19 protein-coding genes and 1 pseudogene are annotated in these 19,263 nt (G+C 39.7%); 5 read left to right on the forward strand and 15 right to left on the reverse strand.

Annotated features, from left to right (window positions below):
- Window positions 1–100 precede the first annotated feature (100 nt).
- The 3 genes and pseudogenes from ACFIKQ_RS01415 to ACFIKQ_RS01425 all read right to left on the reverse strand — a co-directional run bounded on the left by ACFIKQ_RS01415 (window position 101) and on the right by ACFIKQ_RS01425 (window position 2,347).
- Window positions 101–223, reverse strand: coding sequence for a hypothetical protein (locus tag ACFIKQ_RS01415; protein WP_273788452.1), 123 nt, complete (start codon window positions 221–223; stop codon window positions 101–103).
- Between the two features lie 162 nt (window positions 224–385).
- Window positions 386–1,622, reverse strand: a pseudogene (locus tag ACFIKQ_RS01420) (MFS transporter).
- Between the two features lie 434 nt (window positions 1,623–2,056).
- A complete protein-coding gene (locus ACFIKQ_RS01425; RefSeq protein WP_375655824.1) occupies window positions 2,057–2,347 on the reverse strand; it encodes a DNA polymerase in 291 nt (96 codons plus the stop codon).
- A 2,002-nt stretch (window positions 2,348–4,349) separates the two neighbouring features.
- On the opposite strand from ACFIKQ_RS01425, the gene ACFIKQ_RS01430 reads away from it, so the two are divergent.
- Entirely contained in the window at window positions 4,350–4,721 is a 372-nt protein-coding gene (locus ACFIKQ_RS01430; RefSeq protein ID WP_375655826.1) for a helix-turn-helix domain-containing protein, read from the forward strand.
- Between the two features lie 173 nt (window positions 4,722–4,894).
- Here the strand turns inward: ACFIKQ_RS01430 and ACFIKQ_RS01435 are convergent, their stop codons facing one another.
- From ACFIKQ_RS01435 to ACFIKQ_RS01450, 4 genes are all read right to left on the reverse strand, one after another.
- Window positions 4,895–6,049 carry a hypothetical protein gene (locus tag ACFIKQ_RS01435; protein ID WP_375655670.1) on the reverse strand — a complete coding sequence of 385 codons (1,155 nt, stop codon included), beginning with the start codon at window positions 6,047–6,049 and terminating at the stop codon, window positions 4,895–4,897.
- A gap of 875 nt (window positions 6,050–6,924) precedes the next feature.
- Entirely contained in the window at window positions 6,925–9,504 is a 2,580-nt protein-coding gene (clpB, locus tag ACFIKQ_RS01440) for an ATP-dependent chaperone ClpB (protein WP_375655672.1), read from the reverse strand.
- A 68-nt stretch (window positions 9,505–9,572) separates the two neighbouring features.
- On the reverse strand, window positions 9,573–9,698 hold the full coding sequence (locus ACFIKQ_RS01445; protein ID WP_375655674.1) for a hypothetical protein: 126 nt from the start codon (window positions 9,696–9,698) through the stop codon (window positions 9,573–9,575).
- A gap of 54 nt (window positions 9,699–9,752) precedes the next feature.
- The gene (locus ACFIKQ_RS01450) at window positions 9,753–9,941 is read right to left on the reverse strand and encodes a hypothetical protein (RefSeq protein ID WP_375655676.1); all 189 of its coding nucleotides are present in this window, start codon (window positions 9,939–9,941) and stop codon (window positions 9,753–9,755) included.
- 481 nt (window positions 9,942–10,422) lie between these two features.
- Between ACFIKQ_RS01450 and ACFIKQ_RS01455 the strand changes: the two genes are divergently transcribed.
- Together ACFIKQ_RS01455 and ACFIKQ_RS01460 are read left to right on the forward strand one after the other, a co-directional pair.
- Window positions 10,423–11,019 carry a DUF3472 domain-containing protein gene (locus ACFIKQ_RS01455; protein WP_375644527.1) on the forward strand — a complete coding sequence of 199 codons (597 nt, stop codon included), beginning with the start codon at window positions 10,423–10,425 and terminating at the stop codon, window positions 11,017–11,019.
- Entirely contained in the window at window positions 11,016–11,348 is a 333-nt protein-coding gene (locus tag ACFIKQ_RS01460; RefSeq protein WP_375655678.1) for a hypothetical protein, read from the forward strand. The genes ACFIKQ_RS01455 and ACFIKQ_RS01460 overlap by 4 nt, the downstream gene beginning before the upstream one ends.
- A 982-nt stretch (window positions 11,349–12,330) precedes the next feature.
- On the opposite strand, the gene ACFIKQ_RS01465 is transcribed toward ACFIKQ_RS01460, so the two are convergent.
- Entirely contained in the window at window positions 12,331–12,471 is a 141-nt protein-coding gene (locus tag ACFIKQ_RS01465) for a hypothetical protein (RefSeq protein WP_375635629.1), read from the reverse strand.
- A gap of 1,014 nt (window positions 12,472–13,485) precedes the next feature.
- Between ACFIKQ_RS01465 and ACFIKQ_RS01470 the strand changes: the two genes are divergently transcribed.
- Window positions 13,486–13,857, forward strand: coding sequence for a helix-turn-helix domain-containing protein (locus ACFIKQ_RS01470; RefSeq protein ID WP_375647308.1), 372 nt, complete (start codon window positions 13,486–13,488; stop codon window positions 13,855–13,857).
- A gap of 426 nt (window positions 13,858–14,283) precedes the next feature.
- Here ACFIKQ_RS01470 and ACFIKQ_RS01475 read toward each other — a convergent pair whose 3' ends face one another.
- From ACFIKQ_RS01475 to ACFIKQ_RS01500, 6 genes are all read right to left on the reverse strand, one after another.
- Window positions 14,284–15,492 carry an MFS transporter gene (locus tag ACFIKQ_RS01475; RefSeq protein WP_375655680.1) on the reverse strand — a complete coding sequence of 403 codons (1,209 nt, stop codon included), beginning with the start codon at window positions 15,490–15,492 and terminating at the stop codon, window positions 14,284–14,286.
- 305 nt (window positions 15,493–15,797) lie between these two features.
- Window positions 15,798–16,004, reverse strand: coding sequence for a DNA gyrase inhibitor YacG (gene yacG / locus ACFIKQ_RS01480; protein ID WP_375622490.1), 207 nt, complete (start codon window positions 16,002–16,004; stop codon window positions 15,798–15,800).
- Between the two features lie 98 nt (window positions 16,005–16,102).
- Window positions 16,103–16,816: a Maf family nucleotide pyrophosphatase gene (locus tag ACFIKQ_RS01485; protein WP_375652810.1), complete on the reverse strand. Its 714-nt coding sequence runs from the start codon at window positions 16,814–16,816 to the stop codon at window positions 16,103–16,105.
- A gap of 220 nt (window positions 16,817–17,036) precedes the next feature.
- Window positions 17,037–17,255 (reverse strand): translation initiation factor IF-1, encoded by a 219-nt coding sequence (gene infA, locus ACFIKQ_RS01490; RefSeq protein ID WP_004857577.1) that lies wholly within the window; start codon window positions 17,253–17,255, stop codon window positions 17,037–17,039.
- A gap of 331 nt (window positions 17,256–17,586) precedes the next feature.
- Window positions 17,587–17,730: a hypothetical protein gene (locus ACFIKQ_RS01495; RefSeq protein ID WP_375655682.1), complete on the reverse strand. Its 144-nt coding sequence runs from the start codon at window positions 17,728–17,730 to the stop codon at window positions 17,587–17,589.
- Between the two features lie 392 nt (window positions 17,731–18,122).
- On the reverse strand, window positions 18,123–18,296 hold the full coding sequence (locus ACFIKQ_RS01500) for a hypothetical protein (RefSeq protein ID WP_375655684.1): 174 nt from the start codon (window positions 18,294–18,296) through the stop codon (window positions 18,123–18,125).
- Window positions 18,297–18,451: 155 nt separating this feature from the next.
- On the opposite strand from ACFIKQ_RS01500, the gene ACFIKQ_RS01505 reads away from it, so the two are divergent.
- Entirely contained in the window at window positions 18,452–18,817 is a 366-nt protein-coding gene (locus ACFIKQ_RS01505; RefSeq protein ID WP_375635624.1) for a helix-turn-helix domain-containing protein, read from the forward strand.
- 132 nt (window positions 18,818–18,949) lie between these two features.
- On the opposite strand, the gene ACFIKQ_RS01510 is transcribed toward ACFIKQ_RS01505, so the two are convergent.
- Entirely contained in the window at window positions 18,950–19,087 is a 138-nt protein-coding gene (locus tag ACFIKQ_RS01510; RefSeq protein WP_375652782.1) for a hypothetical protein, read from the reverse strand.
- Window positions 19,088–19,263 lie beyond the last annotated feature (176 nt).

Below are 19,263 nucleotides of genomic sequence, written 5' to 3' on the forward strand. Positions count from 1 at the left end.
CCTCACACCCCATTCCACGCCCCCAAAAGCCCAACGTGACAAAAAACACGCACAACGCATAATCCCTCCACTCCTTTCTCACAGACACATTTTTACGCTTTTACGTCATTACAGAACAAAGCCAAAGGAAAGGCTCACCACCCCACGCTGCTCTATACACACTGGTCTGTAAACGAACAAAGCTTTTTGCCCAGCCAATCCGCTCCCCACAGTCTTCAGACACCCCTCCTCAAACGACAGGACTTCATCAGGCTCAACAAATCAAGCCCTGCCCTCAAATATTCTAGCTCTTCACTCCCCCTCAAAGAGCGATGTTTTTACATTACAACAGGATAATTAACGAACCGTCTTAGAAAAAAGAAAAGGCATGGAGATATTAAATATATCAATGGTCGTCATCTACTGTCGTATTAAGAGATGTTGTATCTTTATTTTTCTTAATTTTTAAAATGCCAATCATTCCCGTGGAAATAATTAATGCAGACATAGCTAAAAAGGAGCTTAACAATCCCACGAGTGCAAAAAGTCCAGCAATAAAGCCAGACACTGCTTCCGCAGAGTTCGCTAAAGTTGAAAAAGTTCCAAAACTCTTACCAAAATCTTCACGACGAGAGTATAATTGAATAGCTGAGACTAAACTAATATCCACAAATGCACCAATAAATCCTAAAACAAATGCTAACACGAGAAGGAGTTTTAAATAAAGTTCTGCAGCTAAGGGCATAACAAACAGAATAACCCCATAAAGAAGCCAAAATACCATGAGTTTCAACGATGTAATCTTGAATATAATTTTATGATATAACAAACCACCAACAATAGTTCCAACAGCCATGAGAGAAAAAATATAACTCACAAGGCTTTCCTCTCCCCCTATAGAGAGGACAAAAGCTGGAATTAAAAATCTTAAAATTGCACCAGTAAAGAGAATAGCAAACGACGAGCCAACGAGCGTAATAAATAAATTATTATTTTCTTTAGAAATATATTTAAGATAGGAAGCTGTTTCTCGATAAATTTTTATAAAATTGAATGATTTATTCTCGCTTGAATTTAAATTCATGAGATTAAATAACACTATAATAGATATAAAATAGGTAAAAAAATCAAAAATGAGTACTGCCGATTTATTTGCTAAAAAAAGCAGTAGGGAACAAACTAAAGGACCCATGACGGATGCAGTTTCCTCTATAATTTGTGCAATGCTATTGGCCTTTGTCAGATCCTTTTACTGAGAACATTCTGGGAATAGCAGCTTGAAAACTTGGTTGGAAAATACTTCTTCCTATCGTTGTACATATTGCTGCGAAAATAAGAACAATAATATGTGCAGTCCCTGTTATAGTGGTTATAAAAACGAATAATGAGGCTAATAATCTAACAAGTTCACTTAAGATCATATTTTTCTTCAAAGAAAAATTATCAGCTAACCAACCTCCTATAGGACCAAAAAAGAGAAAAGGGATAAATCGAAAAAAATACACAAGACCTGTAAAAAAGATGTTATCTGTTAATTCTAAGACCAGTAAAACAAAAACAACTTCATAAGCATAATCACCAACTTTAGAAATAAAGAGAGAGGAAAAAAGAGCTAAAGGACTCTTTTTTAAAAATAAATTCATATCAACCATCCGATATTAAACTTTTCTACAGTTAAAGTTGCACTCCCTTCAATACAATTGGTGATATGAACTTCAAAAGAGTTGTTTACTCTAACAAATTGCTTAATAAGTTAAGTGAAAATTTTTAAAGAAATACTCCTCTTGGTATAAGCATTTAGACCAATATCAAGTAATATATTAATTTTTCTTTCTTATTTGCTTTAAAAAAGAAAGAATGTAAAAATTATGAGATCAAAATCTGCTATATTATTATATTGACTTCCAGCCCACATCTCAAAGAATGAAAATTCCCAACCAGCACTGGTCTACAACCCCACTTCAAAAAGCAGCTTTCCCCACAGAACAAAGCTTACACCCAACCGCCCCTCAAACGACAACACTTCGTCAGGCTCAACAAATCAAGCCCACTCTCCTCCTATCCATGCGCACTCTCTTCATCCTCCATTCCCCCTTTTCTCTCCCATCACACACTTAACAACTGAACAGCACTCTTCCTCTAAACTTCCCCCTCCATTTATGAAAACACTTCCCCCAATCCTCGCACTACATTCCACGCCCCAAAAAGCCCAACGTGACAAAAAACACGCACAATATGAATTTGTGAATATTTCGTCTTTTTTGTAGATAGAATTACTTATAGGTAACAGTTTTAACATCATAGCTGGGTACATACTGTTAACATCATATACTTCAATTCCATTATATATATGTCCCCATTTCTTGATTTAAAAAACAAAGCCCACCTTTATATGCATTTTTTAATATCTCATCATCATTTAATTCTAAAGTAGGTGTTAAAAAGTTGCTTTTGTAATTCCCGATAAATTTTTCATTACAGGGCTTGGTAAAGTATCGTATTTTTTTAAAATATCCTTTTTTAATAAAATGTCTTTTAACCATATCTTTTATGATATCATCTTTAGCTTTTGAGAAATTATTTTTTTTAAATCAGTCTTTTAGAACTTCTATCTTTAACAATATTTCTGTTTAATTTTGTTATTATATTTATTGTAGTGAATTAACTGATTTTCAGTTTCTGGATACGCTTTACAATAAAAAGCACTATTTGGAATTAATTCATTATATTTATGGGCACGAACAGCAAAGTTTTCTTTTTTTGTTTAAACTTTTTTTCTGCTTGCCATTTTTTTAATTCTCTGCTAGCCTCACACACATTCTTAGTAGTGACGGTTTCCGAAGGTGCAATTTCCTCCATCGCCCTTATACCTAATGAATTACTAAGATATGAACATGCATAATTTATATGTGGTTTTAAGTTTTGCATATCAGTTTTTTTGACATTGTTTCCCCAATGTTGAGAATTTTTTCCACTATTGAAGCCCTCTGTTCCCGCAGAGGGCTTATTTTATAATAATGTGACAAGTGTAACTGTATCATCTATTTTTTCTTGTAATAAATTAATAAATTTTTCACCATTAAAACATCTGTTTAAAATTTCATAATCTTTAAACTCATAAGTTTTTTGTTTCTGGATTAGAAAATTGAACTTACATTCTTATTTTAAAGTCAAATCTCATTAGCAATACCGTGTATTTTATTACATAGTAAGCTCTATTATTGTTACTAGATTTAGTTAATTTTACTGATAAAATTAGACCCATATTTTGACTGGGGGTTTCAAATTTAGAGACAATATCAAAAAATCTGGAATAGCTGTTCTTGCTATGACAAATAGAACTTTTTTATCATCAAAATATAGAACTGTTTGTACAGTATTAGTCTTTTTGTCTAAACGAGGAAATTCTGCTTTACCAGCTGAACAACCTAGTACTTTAAATTTAAAATCATCTTGACTATACATAAAGCACAAATCTCCCGTTTTGCTTTTACAGATTCACATTTTCACGTTTTTACATCTTCATAGAACGAAGCCAAACGAAACTTCCAAACCACCACTCCGCACTGCTCTGCAAACGAACAAAGCTTTTTGCCTAGTACCCTTAAACTTCAAATCTCCCTCAAACAACAGCACTTAATCAGGCTCAATAAATCAAGCCCTGCCCTCAAATATTCCAGATTTTCACTCCCCCTCAAAGAGCCGTGTTTTACGGCACAATAGAATAGAAAATTTTTGATTTTTCTTGCTAATCTTCTGAAATTCCTTTAACTTAAAGTGTAATTTTGATCGTCTACGCACCGATCAAGAGGGATTAAAGGTCCTAAGCTCTAGCGTAAAAACGAACCCGCTTTGCGAATATCTCGGAATTCCGGGAGATTTTGCTATGTCCAGGTGCTTCTCAGCACTAAAAGCAAAATGCTGATTCGAGGTCAGTGCTTTCAGGCTCCCGGAATACCAATGCGAGGGCGCTCGCAACCGGAGGGGGCTTGAAGTGCAAACCAAAAATCCACATTTTATCGACATTTCTGATTAAGCAAAAAACGCGATTTATAATCCATATTTCGCACTTTTTTAAAAAGTACCCAATCTTATAGTCTTTGAAATTATTTTGATTTTTCTTGCTAATCTTCTGAAATTACTTTATCACTTAAAGTGTAATTTTGGTCGTCTACGCAACGACCAATAGGGATTAAAAACCCGAAGACTTGACACATAAATTTATCCCGCTTTGCGGGTATCCCGGAATTCCGGGAGATTTTGCTATGTCCAGGTGCTTTAGCACTAAAAGCAAAAAGCTGAGTCAAGTCAGTGTTTTTAACTCCCGGAATACCAATGCGAGGGCGCTCGCAACCGGAGGGGGGCTTGAAGTGCCAACTAAAAATCCACATTTTATCGACATTTTGATAGGCAAAAGAATCCGTCACAGACGCATTTCAATAGGGCTTTCCCAAAAAGAATTAGGGAGCCATTTAGGTGTCAGTTTCCAACAAATCCAAAAATATGAAAAAGGCTTCAATCGTGTAAGCGCAAAATGTTTGCTCGAAATCGCCCAAAAACTAGATGTCCCCGTAAACTTCTTTTATGCAGACCTTGCCACAAAAGAAGATCTTTCAACAAAAGACACTCTCTTACACCACGATCAATGCACCTATAGCGAAAAAGAACACACCCTTTTAAAAAACTTTAGAGAGCTCAAAGCAAAAAAACAAAAAGCAATCTTGTGGCTAATCTCTGATTAAGCAACAGCGCAACGATCAACATTATTCCATTCATATCCCCCCTAAGTCACATTCAAACCAGCACCCCACACCCCTTCAAAGAGCAATGTTTTATGGAAGGGAGGATAATCAGCTGCATTTTTGTTGTCACTTATAATTTTCCAATGACTTTTGAATGCCTCAATTAGTCTTTCTTATAGCGCTTTTACTCTTTTCAAAGCTACTCTTTTTAAAGCTTCTTTCTCTGCTTCTTCTTTTAACTTCATGTCATTGGCGCCTTCGTACCTTTTTATTGTTTTTTCAATCTGATCATCAGTCCCTGCTTTAAAGACAATCATTGTTTCAAACGGACGAAATAATGACGATTGCCCAATATGAAAAAAGATATTCGTGCGCAAATTGTTTGGATCAAACTTGCTATACCTTTTTATTTTTAAGTCATCGATAGATATCGCTTTTTTTGACATAGCAAGACCAATAACATCGCTATTTTTCTCACCAAAATCTTTCACTTTTAAAAGGTTATTTTTAGCGTCACAAACTGTCGACATATTCATGACTTCGTTAAGAACTTGATCATTTATGTCAAATTGAGCACCTATGCCAAAAATGAATACAAGATCACGCCAAGAACAAGCTTTTTGAAAATAACAAGCATTGTACAAACGTGAGTGAATCCCAAGACATCCGACTGCTTGTCGAATGATTTTTATAGCGAGCTCATATGATTTTTCATCTAAACGAAGATCACGAATGTCTGGAATGTAGATTTCTTGTGTTTCTTGTAACGGTGCAACTTCACTGTTTAATGCACGATCAATAAGCTTTTCTAACCAATTGTAACTCTCAACATTATCCTGCTCTCGAACAAACGATCTGATCTCTTCTAAAAGATTGTCCAGCCCACACTCTTCTCTAAAAGCACGCTCTCTTCGATCACACGTCATCGTAAATGTATGGGTATTTTCTCGTTTGTCCGGTATAGATGATGCGTCAATTTCTGGATCATTCACTTTAAATGGATCAACGCTTTCTCCACTTTTAACAAATATCGAATGCTCACCTCTAATAGTATCAAAAACTCTCTCCCCTTGCTCCTCCCTAAAAGAAATGCCTTGTTCAAGAAACATCTTTAATGGATTGGAATCATCCGGTGTTAACGATATACGCTGTATTAAAGAGTCCAAAATTTCCTGTTGAAGCTTATCATCACTTATTAACGAATCTTTCCTATCCTCGTAGAAATCCTTTAAGCCTTTTGGAATATGCCAATTGTAACTCTTCACTCCCTCTGCAAACCAGCTGTTAATTATTTCCTTGTTTGTGGCTAAGTTTGTGGCTAATTTCACGAGATTACACCCCCCATTTAAATCTCAAATGATCCTTTTGATCAATAAACTCCAATACAGTTTTTATTAAAGTTCTTGAAAAAAGTTCATTATATTTTTGTTTTACTTAGTATTTACCATATTATAGTTTATTGGTAAATAAGTAAAGTAAAATCAATTAAGATATAGATGATATTTTTAATATACACCTTCACTTAAACTTGCTTTTATAACAACGAATAGCGGAAATTTTAACCAAAAACAGGTTAGGGGTCTTGTTTTTCAAGTCTTTATCTTGATTAAAAAAAACTGCAAAGGAGCAAACTTGATTGTGCAGATAATCATGCTCCATCATCTATTAGCCACCAACATAGAGTTGTGATCAATCAAACAGTTTTAAAAAACTTTTAGCAAAATTTTAAAGCAGAAAAACGCATAGCACCGAAAAAATGAGAGAGCAGTGCATTTTCCGCATCCTCCACCTTTTGCTTAAACAGCAAAACTCCAATCCATCGTCAAAATATCTTCGTCTAAAATTCCCCATGTCACAGATCAGCCCCCTCAAAGAGCAATGTTTTACGGCAGATAAACGGCATTTCTCTTTAACGCTTTTACGCACAAAGCAATAAAGCAATAAAGCAATAAAGCAATCCCGCTTGTGACTTCACTCATTACATTGCAAGAAAATAGTTTTCACTACAAACAGAAGTAAAAGAATCCTACGATATTCGAGAACACTCTTTTAACATGCAAAAACACCGACCACTCCCTTTGCTTTGCAATAAAACACCCGCCTATCTCATCGTGAATTTTTCTAAATCAGCACGCCTCAAAGAGCGGTGTTTTATCACACAATAGGATTATCACCGCCCTTTATAGCGTGAATTTCTTCAAACTTAATCTTCAGGCAAAAATTCCAACCGATCACCTTGTTTTATAATTTTCACCGTTGTTTCATCGTGAATTTTTCCAAATAAGATATTTTCCGCCAGTGGGTCTTGAATTTCTTTTTGGATAATCCGTTTAAGCGGACGTGCACCATAGAGGGGATCATAGCCTTTATCGGCAAGAAATTTCCTCACCTCTGGCTCGATTTGCAAAGTTATTTTGCGTTCATTGAGCAAATTTTGCAAATGTTCTATCTGAATATCGACGATCGCTTCCATATCGTGGCGTTGCAATCTTTGAAAGAGAATAATCTCATCAATACGGTTTAAAAACTCCGGACGAAAAGCCGCTTTGACGACATTCATGACATCATTTTTTGCCTGATCAGTTGTTTGTCCTTCAGGCAAAGCGGTTAAAAATTCAGCGCCAAGATTAGAAGTCATAATCAGCAAGGTATTACGAAAATCAACGGTACGTCCTTGACTATCGGTCAAACGTCCCTCATCGAGCACTTGCAACAAGAGATTAAAAATATCAGGATGTGCTTTTTCAATTTCGTCGAACAGAATGACCTGATAAGGTCTTCTGCGTACGGCTTCGGTCAGCACGCCTCCCTCTTCATATCCAACATATCCAGGTGGCGCCCCAATCAGCCGCGCCCCAGCATGTTTTTCCATATATTCAGACATATCGATGCGCAACATAGCATTGGAGTCTTGGAAAAGAAAAGCGGCCAGAGCTTTGGTTAATTCGGTTTTTCCCACACCAGTAGGACCCAAAAACATGAAAGAGCCAAGCGGACGATTGGGATCTTGCAACCCTGCGCGCGCGCGGCGTACAGCGCGAGAAACAGCTTGAACAGCCTCCCCCTGACCAATCACACGTTTGCTAATTTCATCTTCCATCCGCAACAGCGCCTCCCGTTCTGCCTCCAGCATTCGATCAACAGGAATACCGGTCCAGCGTGAAACAATCCGTGCCACATGTTCAGCAGTGACCGTTTCTTCAACGAGATGATTTTGTTGGTCATCATTTTCAGCGATGCTCAATTGTTTTTCGAGTTCAGGGATAACGCTATAAGCGAGCTCTCCAGCTTTTTGGAATTGTCCATCACGCTGTGCAATAGCCAAAGCATTGCGTGCTTCTTCGAGTTGTTTTTTCAAATCAGCAGCATGCCCTAATTTTTGTTTCTCAGCCTGCCAAGCCGTTGTCATCTCAGCGGACTGTTGTTCCAATATTTTCAGTTCATCCTGCACGCTTTTCAAACGTTCTTTTGCTGTTGGCTCGACATCCGTTTTCAAAGCTTCACGTTCAATTTTCAACTGTAAAATACGCCGATCAAGTGCATCAAGTTCTTCCGGCTTTGAATCGACCTGCATCCGCAACCGTGCCGCCGCTTCATCGATAAGATCAATAGCTTTATCAGGCAAGAAACGATCCGTAATATAGCGGTTAGACAAACGCGCCGCCGCGATCAGTGCACTATCAGCCAAGCGCACTTTGTGATGTTGTTCATATTTTTCTTTAATACCGCGCAAAATAGAAATAGTATCCTCTAAAGAAGGTTCAGGCACAAAGACAGGCTGGAAGCGGCGTGCAAGAGCAGCATCTTTTTCAACATATTTTCGATATTCATCCAAAGTTGTAGCCCCCACACAATGGAGTTCTCCGCGTGCGAGAGCAGGTTTTAGCAGGTTGGAAGCATCCATAGGACCATCGGATTTTCCTGCCCCCACGAGATTATGCAATTCATCGATAAACAAAATGATCTGTCCATTTTCAGCTTGCACCTCTGCCAGCACCGCTTTGAGGCGCTCTTCGAATTCCCCACGAAACTTTGCACCAGCGATAAGCGCTCCCATATCGAGCGCATGAAGCTGTTTATCACGCAAAGTTTCAGGCACATCGCCATTAACAATGCGCAATGCCAACCCTTCCACAATAGCTGTTTTCCCCACCCCTGGTTCACCAATCAGCACAGGATTATTTTTGGTACGCCGTGAAAGCACCTGAATAGTGCGGCGAATTTCCTCTTCCCGCCCAATCACAGGATCAAGTTTTCCTTCACGAGCATCTTTTGTCAAATCACGAGCATATTTTTGCAAAGCATCATATTGGCTTTCGGCATGGGGGCTTGTTGCTGTTTTTCCCTTCCGCAAATCATTAATAGCCTGATTAAGCGCTTGCGCTGTCAACCCTCCACTTGTGAGAACATCAGCGGTTTTTGCGGTCTTTTCCATGATCAGCGCTTGCAACACACGCTCCACAGTCACAAATTGATCACCGGCTTTTTTCGCCAGATCTTCAGCCATGTTAAAGACTTTTGCCAACGGCTGAGAGAGATAGAGCTGTCCATTTCCCCCTTGCACTTTTGGCAAAGCATCAAGTGCTTCGTTAAGCGCCTTTCGAATAAGAGTAAGATCACCACCCGCTTTTTGGATCAGTGATGCTGCCAACCCTTGAGAATCGTCTAACAGCACTTTCAACAGATGCTCCGGCATAAATTGCTGATGATCAGAAGAGAGGGCACTATTTTGTGCTGATTGTAAAAAACCTTGCAACCGTTCGCTATATTTTTCCAAGTTCATTTTTTTTCCTTAAATCTCAAGCCACCGCCGCACTTTAAACTCCCCAACATTCCACAAAAGAGACATCTTCAAAGGACCAACCAATCCCCACCAAACACCGCAAATGACGCCGCATGAAGAAGAACCGTAGTGCTAAAAAGAATATGGGTCCTCACAAGCCCTATAGCAAGAGGGAGAGAAAGGCGCACTGTCATTATTTAAATAAAAACTGCAACTCCCCTATAACCCCACCATCACAGCCCCCACCATCACAGCCCCACCATCACAACCCCACCATCACACCCCCCACCAGCACAACCCCACCACCACAACCTCACCAGCACAGCCTCACCATCACAACCCCACCACCACACCCCCCACCAGCACAGCCTCACCATCACAACCCCCACCATCACAGCCCCACCATCACAACCCCACCACCACAACCTCACCAGCACAGCCTCACCATCACAACCCCCACCATCACAGCCCTCACCATCACAGCCACACCATCACAACCCCACCATCACAACCCCACCAGCACAGCCTCACCAGCACAACCCCACCATCACAGCCCCCACCAGCACAACCCCACCATCACAGCCCCCTCCAGCACAGCCCCCTCCAGCACAGCCTCACAAGTAAAACCACAACATCAGTACATCATTATTAATGAATTGAATTTAAATGAAAGCAAATACACCTTTTGATTTTTAAAAAGCGTATTTTACGACATGTAGTTAAGAGTGAAATAAAAAGTATTTATTATATTTTCTATTTAAAATACATTAAATATACTTCTATTTATGGAATCATTTCAAATTTATTAAATGAAATTAGGTTAATTTGTACAGTAAAGTAAAAAATATTCTTATAATTATTCTATTTTGTCTCATAAGCAAGCCAAGCTACGCTGTTTTTGCTGGTAAAGTTGTCACGATGCAACACACATGGTCTCAAAATAGGTCATTTGATACATTTTCTTTTTTTCAGCAAATAACTTATGATGGTGGACCTCATTCCATCTATTTCTGGGGAAACGAGTTTCAATTCAAAAATGGAAAAAGTGGCTATATTGGTTTATTCAACAGAGGCACCCGCACCATTCACTTTTCTATCCGGAATGCCACAGGATGGAAGAGTGAGAAATGTAAACATTTTACCCATGAGGGCTCAGGAGTACGCTGTGATATTGAATTTCCTTGGAAAATTGGACATCGATATAGATTGGATGTTTCCAAGAATGGAAATCTAGTTACAGGAACAATAATCGACCTTATAGCTGATAAAGCAACAATAGTCGGTGTTATCGAAGTTCCAAAAACTTTTGGCAAACTCTATAAATCTTCGAGTTTTGTTGAAGACCATTCTCGTTGGAAGAGGCATCTTTCCTCCTGTTATGTGTTAAGTCCACAAAGTTCCACCTTTTTCAGCCCTATAGCTGATTACAAATACCAAGCGTTCATAAATGCCTCTGCTGAAGGACACTGTAAAGATCCTCACGTCGTCCAAATATTATGTAAATTCAGTGCATGAATAGTATAAGCGACCTTGGAGGTTTAGCCTCCCCCACAGCTGAGCCGAAAGTCCCCATTTCCAATGGGAAAGACCTCTCTGCACAAACTATTTCGGATAAATTGAAAAAAGAAGAGCTTGTCGTCGTTCATTTACAAGATGGTGCTTGGGCACCCAATATCTTTTTCCCACTCCCCGGCCCATTTATGTGGAAATCAATCTTCGTAGACAACCGCGCAGCTTCAAGTTCCTCAATTCGTACCGATCATGAGATACGAAAAGTAACCACAGGCCAAAAAATCATGTATATGTCTGATGGAAAAACTTGGAAAATTATGAAAGCAAACTAAGCTTTTTCTTCTTGATAAAACATAAATTCCTCACGCCCCTTTGAAAACAAAGGGGAGGTGAGGTAGCTTTTTTCATTTCCCCACCACTGTTTTTCTCCATTTTCTAGTTCCTTTTTCCGCCCCTTCTCTCATCCCATACCCTTTAGCTTACCTCATCACCATGCTTTCCAGCACATTTTCTCCACTCTCACCCTCCTCTCAAAACCACAACACCCTTTTAATAGAATCCTCACCTCCCTCTCTATCATCCTTACACCATCCTTCACGCATCCCTTTGCACCACCCGCCTCTTATCCACCCCCTCTCTTTGTCCATACGCACTCTCTTCATCCTCCATTCCACACACCCCTTCCTCGCCGTCATATACTTACGACTTAACACCCCTCTTCATCTCAATTTTCCCCCCTCCATTCACAGTCTCTTCACCCCCCATTTATCTCACCACATTCCATGCCATGATAAAAGCATACACAAAGGACAAATCCTCCGCTTCACTTTTACAGATTCACATTTTTACGCTTTTACATCTTTACAGAACGAAGCCAACGAAACTTCCAAACCAGCACCCCACGCCACTCTATAAACAATAGTCTGTAAATAATTCAAATGCTTGCATAGCAAGTTTCCACCACTGACCACCCATTCGTTTCAGATCATTCCCCCATTTCCCCCTACACACTCTTCTCCAACCAACGCCCCTAACAGCATTCTTTCATTTCCTTTCCAGTCTGCACACCCTCCAGCTCGCCAATCCTGTCAACACATTCCACGCCAGACAAAAGCCAAACATGACAAAAACACGCACAATGCATCAATCAAATCCATAAGTCCTTCGCTTCACTTTTACAGATATACATTTTTACGCTTTTACATCTTTACAGAACGAAGCCAACGAAACTTCCAAACCAGCACCCCACGCACCACTCTGTAAACACTGTTCTGTAAACAATCTGATTTCCCGTCTATCAGATTCCCCTGCTGATTATTTCATATGGCTATCCCACACCTCAAACGAGACTGTTTCATCAAACACGCCAGATAAGCCATGCCCTAAAATATTCCCCACACACTCTTCTCCAACCAACGCGCTTAACAACTCTCTTCCTCCCAACTTCTCCTCCATTCACAAACTCTTTCCCCATTTATCTCACCGCATTCCACGCCAGACAAAATCCCAACATGACCCGAAAACATGCACAATGCATAAATCCACAAATCCTCCGCATCATTGTACGGATATACGTTTTCACGCTTTTACACATTCACAGAATGCAACCAAATGAAAGGTTCACCACTCCGCAGTGCTCTATAAACAATACTCTACAATTTAACTTCTTACCCAACACCCCCTATAAACTTCAGATCACCCACTCCTCAAACGAAACTGTTTCATCAGACCAGACAAGGAAATCCAGCCTAAATATTCATCACACTCTAAAAAACACCTTGATAAATTGATATGCCTGATATCATCGCCTCTCCAAATAACGCCGTTTTATGACATATTGATTTTTCTTGCCAATTTTCTGAAATTCCTTTATCACTTAAAAGATATTTTGATCGTCCACGCAGCGATCAACAGGGAAAACAAGCCCTAAGCTCTAGCGTAAAAACAAACCCGCTTTGCGGATATCTTGAGATTCTGGGAGTTTTTGCTATGTCCAGGTGCTTACCAGCACTAAAAGCAAAAAAACTGACTAGAGCTCAGTATTTTGACTCCCAGAATACCAATGCGAGGGCGCTCGCCCCCAGCGGGGTGCTTGAAGTGCCAACCAAAAATCCACATTTTATCGACATTTCTGATTAAGCAAAAAACGCGATTTATAATCCATATTTCGCACTTTTTTAAAAAGTACCCAATCTTATAGTCTTTGATATTATTTTAATTTTTCTTGCCAATTTCCTGAAACTACTTTATGAATTGATCTGTGTTTTTGATCGTCCACGCAACGGTCAATAAGGAGTTGGATTCCTTAAAACTTAACACATAAACAATTATGGCTATCCCGGAAATTCCGGGGGCTTTTGTTATGTCCAAGTGCTATCAGCACTAAAAACAAGAGACTGTTTAAGTTCAGTGAATCCAACCTCCCGGAATACCAATGCGAGGGCGCTCGCAACCGGAGGGGGGCTTTAAGTGCCAACTAAAAATCCACATTTTATCGACATTTTGATAGGCAAAAGAATCCGTCACAGACGCATTTCAATAGGGCTTTCCCAAAAAGAATTAGGGAGCCATTTAGGCGTCAGTTTCCAACAAATCCAAAAGTATGAAAAAGGCTTTAATCGTGTAAGTGCCAAATGTTTACTGGAAATCGCCCAAAAACTAGATGTTCCCATGAGCTTTTTTTATGCAGACCTTGCTACAAAAGAAGATATCTCAATAAAAGACACTCTCTTACACCACGATCAAGAAACCTATAGCGAAAAAGAACACACCCTTTTGAAAAATTTTAGAGAGCTCAAAGCGAAAAAACAAAAAGCAATCTTGTGGTTGATTTCTGATTAAGCAAAAGCACAACAGTTAACATACCCCCTGCCTAAAATTTCCCATACTTGATATCACCACACCCCTCAAAGAGTGATATTTTACGGCATGTAGGATAATTTATACTATAGCTCATTTTCTGTTTCCGTTATTGCTTCAAGCCAAGCTGATTGAGGATCAGTGGCTGGGGTTGAAAGTTTAACTATTCGTAGCATAACAGGGTTCAATACAGTGCAATCGTTACTCAAAACCATGTCTCCGCTTGAGTTTATGAGACGGTAGAACAGTGTCAAGAAGGCAAAGCCCCGAAAAAAACATATGAGCGGTTAAGTAAAAATCAAAAGATTGAGCTTATAACGTTGAAAAAGCTGCTCTATGTTGGATTATCTCCACGTCCTCTAAATCTCAGAAAAATGATTTACAACACATGTTTCGTTGATGAGCCAATCATTCAGAATGAATAATGAACAAAGAACGGCTTACCAATATCCTGATACCCAATAAACAGAATAACCCACTCAATCCAGAAAAAAGGAACAACTGCCCAGCCGAAGTGTGACCTAAAACAAACGCTCCAACAAAGGGAGCCACCAACATAGCTAAATTTTGTATAGACTGCACCCATCCAGAAGCCAACCCAATCTGTTCATTGAAATTGGTTACCAGATAAACATTAGAAGATATGGAAAAGTAGGCACTAACCATTCCAACAAGAAAAGAACAGAAAAACAAAGTTTCAATACGGAGTAAATCCAAGTAAAAAAAGCACACTGAAATCATTACAAAACAAACCATTGTTGACATTGCAGGCATTAACAACTCTGATATTTTGCCTGTAAGGGGTTTATGCTTTGATTGTTTCACTCTCCAAAACCCATATAAAAAATTACCAATCCCTGAAGCAGATACCAACATCCCAAGAGCCTGTTTATTCATTTTCAGTGCATTAAGGATGACAGGCAACTGATTATTCACCATAAAGATCATGGCAAAATACACAAACATCACCGCCACATAGGCATACCAAGTTGTCCCATAAAGCCTATGCCGTGATTTCATGGTGTTCGCTGTTTTTACTATGAGCGACGAGACAGGTTGTGCACCAAGACAACAAAACACTATAAAGCCTAGCAACGTCAGAAATCCAGAAAACAATAAAGTATATGTATCTGACAAAAACGCAGAGAGCGTACTCCCCAAAGCAGGTCCTATCATCTTCGCCATGCTATTGATCATGTTAAGCACAGAATAGTAACGAGTACGTTCTTTTTCAGGCACAGAATTTGCACTGAGAACGAAAATTGCTGGAATGGCTAGACTATTGAATGTCGCTCGAATAACTGCCAGTATAATAAATCCCTGCAGACTCGTCGCCATCAATAAAACGACAGTACATAACGCCCGTAACAACAACGATGCACGCAACCAATGTATCATATAACGATGACTTACCAACATTCCAATTGGCTTAGACAGAACGATACCCGGTAATAATGTTGCCGCTCCAATAAAAGCGACATCATATTGATCAGCTTTCCAGATGAACACAGATACGGTCAAAATCACGATATAATCAATCCAGCCCCCAAATGACACCATGCCATTACCCAGCAAAAGCACCAACAAGCGATTGTTTGTTGCCCCGTCTATTTGCACTAAAACACGCCCCCCTCTTTTTCCTTAGCAATACTGATTGGATTATCAATTCTTCCCTCACACCCTAAAGGCATCAACCACCTTCCGCAACAAAGCAATTTATAATTACAAAACCACTGGTGCTAAGTCTTAGATATGTATTAAAACTTTCATCATTGATTGAACTTAATCTGCGTCTTTGCGAATGACGACAATAACCAAGCCGTTAATCCAGCTCTTGAATCCATTTACGATAATCCCGCGCGCCCTCACCTTCAGCTCCAACACGAAAAACGCTCTGAGCATTCTCTTCTCAAGAGGACTCTTTATTCTTCTTCATCACTTTTCTGCGGCGGGGGCGGTAAAATATAAGCGCCTGAAAGCCAACGATTAAGATCAATGGCTCGGCACCGTGTGGAACAAAAAGGATAGGCGTTTTGTTGTGACATTTGACCACAAATAGGACAAGGATGCGGAGGACGAGTCTCTTTTTGCAAATTTAGCTCTTTTTTTTCTTGGCGCACCTTTGTCATCTGCTCCTTCATTAACTTTTCTTCTGTTCCTTTTTTTCATTTTTGCTTTTTTCTTTTTGTTGCTTTTCACCTTGCATTGATCTTGCCTTAAAGTTTTTCTAATGCGTTTCTTCAACCCAATGAGTGAAAAGTGGATAGTGATAAGCGGTCAAGAGATCGACTGTTTCAGCCAAAGGCAATCCCACAACATTAGAATAAGAACCCGTGATATAGACAACAAAAGCACCGGCTTTTCCCTGAATAGCGTAGCCACCAGCTTTCCCTTGCCATTCACCAGAAGCAAGGTAAGCCTTCATCATAGCAGAAGTTAAGCGTCTAAAACGGACACGACTTTCAACCAATTTTACGGTTATTTTTCCACGTTCATTGAGCGCACAAACGGCGCCATAGACCTTGTGCGAACGCCCAGAAAGGTATCGCAAACATTCATAAGCCTCGTCTTCACCCTCTGGTTTGGGGAGAATGGTGCGCCCCACAGCCACCACCGTATCAGCAGCCAAGATAATCATTTTCTGTTGAGGTAATTTTTCTTGACCATTCTGCAACTCTTCTTGACCATTCTGATCGTACCAGCGCAAAATTTCTTGGGCTTTCAGGGCTTTTTCTTTTGCCAAACGTTTAGCAAGGTTTGCAGGATGTTCTTTTAATTTTGGCGTTTCATCAATATCGCTTGCACAAACCTGCTGAGGATCAATCCCTATTTGTGCTAAGAGCGCTAAACGTCTTGGCGAAGCAGAAGCAAGCACCAAATGAATTCCTTCTGTAAGAGCATCTGCCAAACGTTTTTTCCCCCACTCTCTTATATTTTTCATTTCCACCCCTTCACAATCGACTTCCCTCTCGCCCCTTTTACGCGCCCCCTTTTTAAGCGCCATTAATCTCCTTATCTTTTTTCCGCATTGATTTTACAGTTTTTCAATGCCATTCAAACACTCCCCTTTTTTCACTCATGAAAAGCAAGCTTTAAAACTGTTAAAAAATAATAGAAATAATATGATGGCTTTTACAAAAAAGCGCAAGCCACCCCTTAGGCTACTTATAGCGATATGTAATGCGCCCTTTTGTCAAATCATAAGGTGTCATTTCCACCATGATTTTATCACCTGCCAACACGCGAATACGATTTTTCCGCATTCTACCAGCAGTATGCGCAATAATTTCATGATCATTTTCCAGTTTCACACGAAACATTGCATTCGGTAAGAGTTCAGTAACGATACCAGAAAATTCTAAAACTTCTTCTTTTGACATAAACAAACATTTCCTTTACAGTGCACATATTTTGTTAAGCTGTGCGTTATTTCCAGCGTTCATATCCTATTTTCTTAAGTTTGTGAATAAAAATTCAACAAAAAGAGAAAGGTTTTTCAAGTTTACTCTCTCATGCGCTCAAAAAACATCACCACACATATCACCACACACATTGAGGCTCAAAACTTTCTCTCCACCAATTTTTCCCACCCATTTCCTCCAATTTTTAGGATGATCTTGATTTCAGAGTGACGAGAAATTGCGCTAAAATTTCTCCCCCTCAAGCGTTTTCCCAATGCCTCTGACTATCTCCACGACTTACAAACAATCCTCATCCCTCCAACTTTTCCTCACCTTCCGCCTTCCACACCCTAAACATGCGCCATTGGGATAAATGCAAACACCTCTCCCCATCCAGAAGCCCCCTCCTTTTTTCAAAAACATCCTTCACAAATCCATCCACGACATGCTCCACAGCCCTCTCCACTCTCTATGCATTTCCCCACACAGCCTGCCCCATTTTTCCTCTCTCCACACACTTCCTCTAAGCCACTCCTTCTATTTATGTTGCTCTCCCAGCTTGAAAACACGATCCCTATACATTCCGTCTCATTAACCACAACGCCCCCTAACGACATAAAGCCTTTTCCTTTTTTTTGCACATTTCCGTTTTTACGCTTTTATACATTCACAGAAAGCAGCCAAATGAAACTTCCACATCACCACCCCCGCGCTGCTCTGAAAACAATGCTCTACAACCCAGCTTCTTACCCAACACCCCCCTATAAACTTCAAATCACCCCCCCTCAAACGAGACTGTTTCATCAGACCAGACAAAGAAATCCAGCCTAAAATATTCATCACACTCTAAAAAACACCTTGATAAATTGATATGCCTGATATCACCCCCCCCAATAACGCCGTTTTATGACATATTGATTTCTCTTGCCAATCTCCTGAAATTGCCTTATGAATGAATACTGTAACTTTGGTCGTATACGCAACGATCAATAGGGGATCAAAAACCCGAAACCTAAACATAAATTTATCCCACTTTTGTGGGTTTCCCGGGTTTCCGGGAGTTTTTGCTATGTCCAGGTGCGATGAGTACTAAAAGCAAAAAGCTGATTTAGGTTCAGTATTTTTGACTCCCGGAATACCAATGCGAGGGCGCTCGCAACCGGAGGGGACTTGAAGTGCCAACTAAAAATCCAAATTTTATTGATATTTCTATAGGCAAAAGAATTCGTCAAAGAAGAATTGCCATGGGACTTTCCCAAAAAGAATTAGGAAGCTATTTAGGCGTCAGTTTCCAACAAATCCAAAAATACGAAAAAGGCTTAAATCGTGTAAGCGCAGGGTGTTTACTCGAAATCACCCAAAAACTGGATGTTCCCATAAGCTTTTTTTATGCAGATATTGCCACAAAAGAAAATCTTTCGACACATGCCGCACACTATGATCAAGAAACATACAGCGAAAAAGAACACACCCTTTTGAAAAACTTTAGAGAACTCAAAGCGAAAAAACAAAAAGCAATCTTATGGCTGATTTCTGATTAAGCAAAAGAGTAACAATTGACATTATTTGCCAATATCCAACTCCCCCTATAAACTTCAGATCACCCACCCCTCAAAAGATGATGTTTCATCAAACGCGACAGATACGTCCTATTCTAAAATATTCTTGCCCCTTCACCACCCTAAAGTAAGATCACTGAAAGCACCGATCAATCCCTCTTCAAAAAGCAACTTTCCCCCTCCCTTCATAGACTCTTCATCCTCCCACCACAATCTTTTCACCACATTCCATGCCATGCTAAAAGCATACACAATGCACAAATTCTCCTCTCCTTTTTCACGAATATACGTCTTCACGCTTTTACACATTCACAGAATAAAGCCAAATAAAATTCCCACACCACCAACCCCGCACTTCTCTGAAAACAATGCTCTACAACCCAGCTTCTTGCCTAGCCAATCTCCCCCACGCACTTCAGATCACCCAC

Source organism: Bartonella sp. MR63HLJHH (genome assembly GCF_042194155.1).
GTDB classification, from domain to species: domain Bacteria; phylum Pseudomonadota; class Alphaproteobacteria; order Rhizobiales; family Rhizobiaceae; genus Bartonella; species Bartonella grahamii.

Coding starts and splice junctions, on each gene's coding strand:
- ACFIKQ_RS01460 (WP_375655678.1), top strand. CDS start 11,016: ATGAATAGTATAAGCGACCTTGGAGGTTTAGCCTCCCCCACAGCTGAG.
- clpB (WP_375655672.1), bottom strand. CDS start 9,504: ATGAACTTGGAAAAATATAGCGAACGGTTGCAAGGTTTTTTACAATCA.
- ACFIKQ_RS01445 (WP_375655674.1), bottom strand. CDS start 9,698: ATGACAGTGCGCCTTTCTCTCCCTCTTGCTATAGGGCTTGTGAGGACC.
- infA (WP_004857577.1), bottom strand. CDS start 17,255: ATGTCAAAAGAAGAAGTTTTAGAATTTTCTGGTATCGTTACTGAACTC.
- ACFIKQ_RS01455 (WP_375644527.1), top strand. CDS start 10,423: ATGCAACACACATGGTCTCAAAATAGGTCATTTGATACATTTTCTTTT.
- ACFIKQ_RS01500 (WP_375655684.1), bottom strand. CDS start 18,296: ATGTTTAGGTTTCGGGTTTTTGATCCCCTATTGATCGTTGCGTATACG.
- ACFIKQ_RS01465 (WP_375635629.1), bottom strand. CDS start 12,471: ATGGAGGAGAAGTTGGGAGGAAGAGAGTTGTTAAGCGCGTTGGTTGGA.
- yacG (WP_375622490.1), bottom strand. CDS start 16,004: ATGACAAAGGTGCGCCAAGAAAAAAAAGAGCTAAATTTGCAAAAAGAG.
- ACFIKQ_RS01485 (WP_375652810.1), bottom strand. CDS start 16,816: ATGAAAAATATAAGAGAGTGGGGGAAAAAACGTTTGGCAGATGCTCTT.